This is a genomic window from Arhodomonas sp. KWT (genome assembly GCF_010993615.1).
In genome coordinates, this window is record NZ_WNXE01000020.1 from 35,891 (window position 1) to 39,595 (window position 3,705).

General features: G+C 65.3%; 5 protein-coding genes. 2 read left to right on the plus strand and 3 right to left on the minus strand.

Annotated features, from left to right (window positions below):
* The 3 genes from G7A99_RS25230 to aceA form a co-directional block, all read right to left on the minus strand.
* Positions 1-110: Clp protease N-terminal domain-containing protein (locus G7A99_RS25230; protein ID WP_240466124.1), on the minus strand; the 110-nt coding region annotated here is incomplete at its 3' end.
* 101 nt (positions 111-211) lie between these two features.
* A complete protein-coding gene (gene clpS / locus G7A99_RS06075) occupies positions 212-532 on the minus strand; it encodes an ATP-dependent Clp protease adapter ClpS (RefSeq protein WP_018716877.1) in 321 nt (106 codons plus the stop codon).
* 261 nt (positions 533-793) lie between these two features.
* On the minus strand, positions 794-2,089 hold the full coding sequence (gene aceA, locus G7A99_RS06080) for an isocitrate lyase (protein WP_018716878.1): 1,296 nt from the start codon (positions 2,087-2,089) through the stop codon (positions 794-796).
* A gap of 425 nt (positions 2,090-2,514) precedes the next feature.
* On the opposite strand from aceA, the gene G7A99_RS06085 reads away from it, so the two are divergent.
* Complete coding sequence (locus G7A99_RS06085; RefSeq protein WP_018716879.1) at positions 2,515-3,534, plus strand: LysR family transcriptional regulator; 1,020 nt, start codon at positions 2,515-2,517, stop codon at positions 3,532-3,534.
* Positions 3,527-3,705: NUDIX domain-containing protein (locus tag G7A99_RS06090; RefSeq protein WP_163139204.1), on the plus strand; the 179-nt coding region annotated here is incomplete at its 3' end. The genes G7A99_RS06085 and G7A99_RS06090, both read left to right, overlap by 8 nt.

The following is a 3,705-nucleotide window of genomic DNA, read 5'->3' on the forward strand; positions in this document are numbered from 1 at the left end:
TTATCCGTCAGTGCCAGCAGCAGGTGCTCCACCGTAAGGAATTCGTGCCGCTTGTCCCTCGCCTCCTTGAAGGCGAGGTTCAGGGTAAACTCAAGTTCTTTGCTCAACATGCGCCCTCACCCGATTGCCCTCGTGCCAGGGCCTGGCTTTGCCGTGGCGAAAAAGCCGGTACTCGATCGGTTGGACCGGGCACTCGGCACGCGGTTCCCATTCAGGCCGGTTCCATGGTGCACATCAATGGGTGTTCGTGGGTCCGGGCATAGTCCATTACCTGCTCGACCTTGGTCTCCGCGATATCCCGACTGTACACCCCACAGATGCCTTTGCCCCGTGTATGTACGTGTAGCATGACCTGCGTGGCCTGACTGCGATCCATGCGGAAGAACGTCTGCAGCACCTCGACCACGAAGTCCATGGGGGTGTAGTCGTCGTTGAGGAGCACGACCCGGTAGAGGGGCGGCCGCTTGAGCTTCGGGCGCGCCTCCTCGACCGAGACGTCTCCTTCCTTGCGCGGATCGTTCGGCTCACTCATCGATATTCATGCCTGCCTTTCTGGTCGAGTGATATGGGCCCTGAGGGTCGATTTTAAAAGGTCCCGGCGGGGTAACCAACGCCGACGCAAGCCGCAGGTAGGCGCTGAGCCTATATTAACGCGATCAATGGGCGCGGCTGTCCCCGGCCGCCATGCACCTCGCAATGGCGCGACGGGCATTGGTCATACGATAACAGGGACGAAAAAAAGCCCGGTGCCTGACCGGCACCGGGCCCCGTTCGGGCAGCTCGCCGCCGCGGTCTACTTCGCCGCGGTCTTGAACTGCTCCTCCTCGGTCGATCCGGTCATGGCCGTCACGGAGGAGGTGCCGCCCTGGATCACCTGGGTGACCAGGTCGAAGTAGCCGGCACCCACCTCGCGCTGGTGGCGCGTGGCGGTGTAGCCGTCCTTCTCGGAGGCGAACTCCGCCTCCTGGAGCTCCGAATAGGCCTCCATCTGACGCTCCTTGTAGCCCTTGGCAAGGGTGAACATGGAGTAGTTCAGGCTGTGGAAGCCGGCCAGCGTGATGAACTGGAACTTGTAGCCCATCGCCGCGAGCTCGTTCTGGTACTTGCGGATGGTCGCCTCGTCGAGGTTGCCCCGCCAGTTGAACGACGGCGAGCAGTTGTACGCCAGCAGCTGGTCCGGGTACTCCTTGCGGATCGCCTCGGCGAAACGCTTGGCGAAGCCGAGGTCCGGCTTGCCGGTCTCGCACCAGATCAGGTCGGCGTACGGGGCGTACGCGAGACCGCGGGCGATCGCCTGTTCCTCGCCGGCGCGGGTGCGATAGAAGCCCTCCGCGGTACGCTCACCGGTGATGTAGGCGTGGTCGCGCTCATCGATGTCGGAGGTGATCAGGTCCGCCGCCAGGGCGTCGGTGCGGGCCACCACCAGGGTCGGCACGCCCATCACGTCCGCCGCGAAACGCGCGGCCACCAGCTTCTGCTCGGCCTCCTGGGTCGGCACGAGCACCTTCCCGCCCATGTGGCCGCACTTCTTGACCGCCGCGAGCTGGTCCTCGAAGTGCACACCGGCGGCGCCCGCGCGGATCATGCTCTTCATCAGCTCGAAGGCGTTGAGCACGCCGCCGAAGCCGGCCTCCGCGTCCGCCACGATCGGCGCGAGCCAGTCGACACTGTCATCGCCCTCGGCGGTGGTGATCTGGTCGGCGCGCAGCAGCGCGTTGTTGATCCGCTGCACCACGGACGGCACGGAGTTCACCGGGTACAGGGACTGGTCGGGGTACATGGTCTCGCCGAGGTTGGCGTCCGCCGCCACCTGCCAGCCGGAGAGGTAGATCGCCTTGAGACCGGCCTTGACCTGCTGCATGGCCTGGTTGCCGGTCATCGCACCCAGCGCGTTGACGTAGTCGTCGTCCTGCTGGATCAGGTTCCAGAGCTTCTCCGAACCCAGGCGGGCCAGGGTATGCTCGATCTGCACGGAGCCGCGCAGTCGCACCACGTCTTCGGCGCTGTACGGACGGGTAATGCCCTTCCAGCGCGGATTCTCCGCCCACTCGCGCTCGAGTTCGCGGATCGCAGTCTGTTTGTCACTCATCTGTCTTCGCCTCCCGTTGACGGGGCCTTCGCAGGCCCCTGCAAGTACAGGTCGTCAGCTTCGTGTCTCCGGGGGATACGGCGTCCTGACCGGCGTCTGGCCGGTACGATCTGGCCATGGGACGCTTTAGACTGTGCGCCTCTCATCGATCGACACGGACGCCTCCCGAAGACGGACGGCCCTGCCGCCCGCGCCGGATCCCGGCCCGGGCGACTCTCCACCTGGGGCCATGTCGGCACGCCACAGTGTGGTCGTGCCTCAAGCCCGTCGGCCCCTGGTGGCACCGGCATCCCGCGCCTCAATCTTTAGCCCCACGGCCCGGGATGCTGATCTGGAGCATAATGCCGCGACGCAACATTTGACAACCCTATTTCAACAATATTCAATATTGGAAATTCCAATCATTATGCTCGCGAGGTATCAACGTGGCGGATGAGCCGGACAGCATCGGGCGCATCTATTACAAGCACAACCGCATCAAGCAGCTACGCGCGTTCTGCTTTGCCGCCCAGTCCGGCAGTATCTCCAAGGCGGCGGAACGGCTGTTTCTCAGCCAGCCCTCGGTATCGCTGCAGATCCAGGCGCTGGAGCGGGAGCTCGCGATAACCCTGTTCGAGCGCCGTGGCCCACGGATACGGCTGACGCCGGACGGAGAGACGCTCTACGAGCTCGCACAGCCGCTGGTGGAGGGCGTCGACGCCCTGCCCGAGCGTTTCGCCGCACGCAGCCAGAGCCTGCACGCCGGACGGCTCGACATCGCCGCCGGCGAGAGCACCACGCTCTATATCCTCCCGGACCTGATCCGGCGGTTCATGGCGCAGTACCCCGAGGTCCACGTCAAGCTCCACAACCTCCAGGGCCGGGAGCTCTGCCAGGCCATCCGCCAGGACGAGGTGGACTTCGCCGTGGGCTCCATGCTCGACCTCCCGGACGACATCAATTACCGCGCGGTCTACTCCTACGGCCTGTCGCTGATCACGCCGCTGGATCACCCCCTCGCCCAGAAGTCGGTCATCAGCCTCGAGGACCTGGCGGACGGCGAGCTGATCGTCCCCCCCAGGCAGCTGACGACCTGGCGACTGATCAACCTGGTGTTCCAACAGCACAGCGTGCCCTATCACGTCCGCCTGGAGGTCGGCGGCTGGGAGATCATCAAGCGCTACGTGGAGCTCGGCTTCGGTATCGCCATCGCGAGCAATATCTGCCTCACCGGCGAGGAGGCCATCGCCGTACGCCCGCTGCCGGACATCTTTCCCCGCCGCACCTACGGCGTGATGACGCGCCGGGGCAAGTTCCTCTCGGCCCAGGCGCGGCGCTTCATCGAGCTGATGAAACCGGACTTCTTCGCCGGCGAGAGCGCGCTGCGCGCGAACCCCGCCCCCGCGGTCAGCGAGAACGTTTTCGTCTCCGCGGACGACCTGGAGGCGCCGCCCCACAATGACTGAACGCTGGCATCCCCACGTCACCGTGGCCGCCGTCATCGCCGACGGCGACCGTTTCCTGTTCGTCGAGGAGTCCGTGGACGGCAGCATGCGGCTGAACCAGCCCGCCGGCCACCTCGAGCCCGGAGAAGGTCTGGTCGATGCCGTGCGCCGTGAGACCCTGGAGGAGACCGC

What these genes read in the sequence shown, in the direction of transcription:
- clpS (WP_018716877.1), bottom strand. Translation starts at nt 532, where the DNA reads ATGAGTGAGCCGAACGATCCGCGCAAGGAAGGAGACGTCTCGGTCGAG.
- aceA (WP_018716878.1), bottom strand. Translation starts at nt 2,089, where the DNA reads ATGAGTGACAAACAGACTGCGATCCGCGAACTCGAGCGCGAGTGGGCG.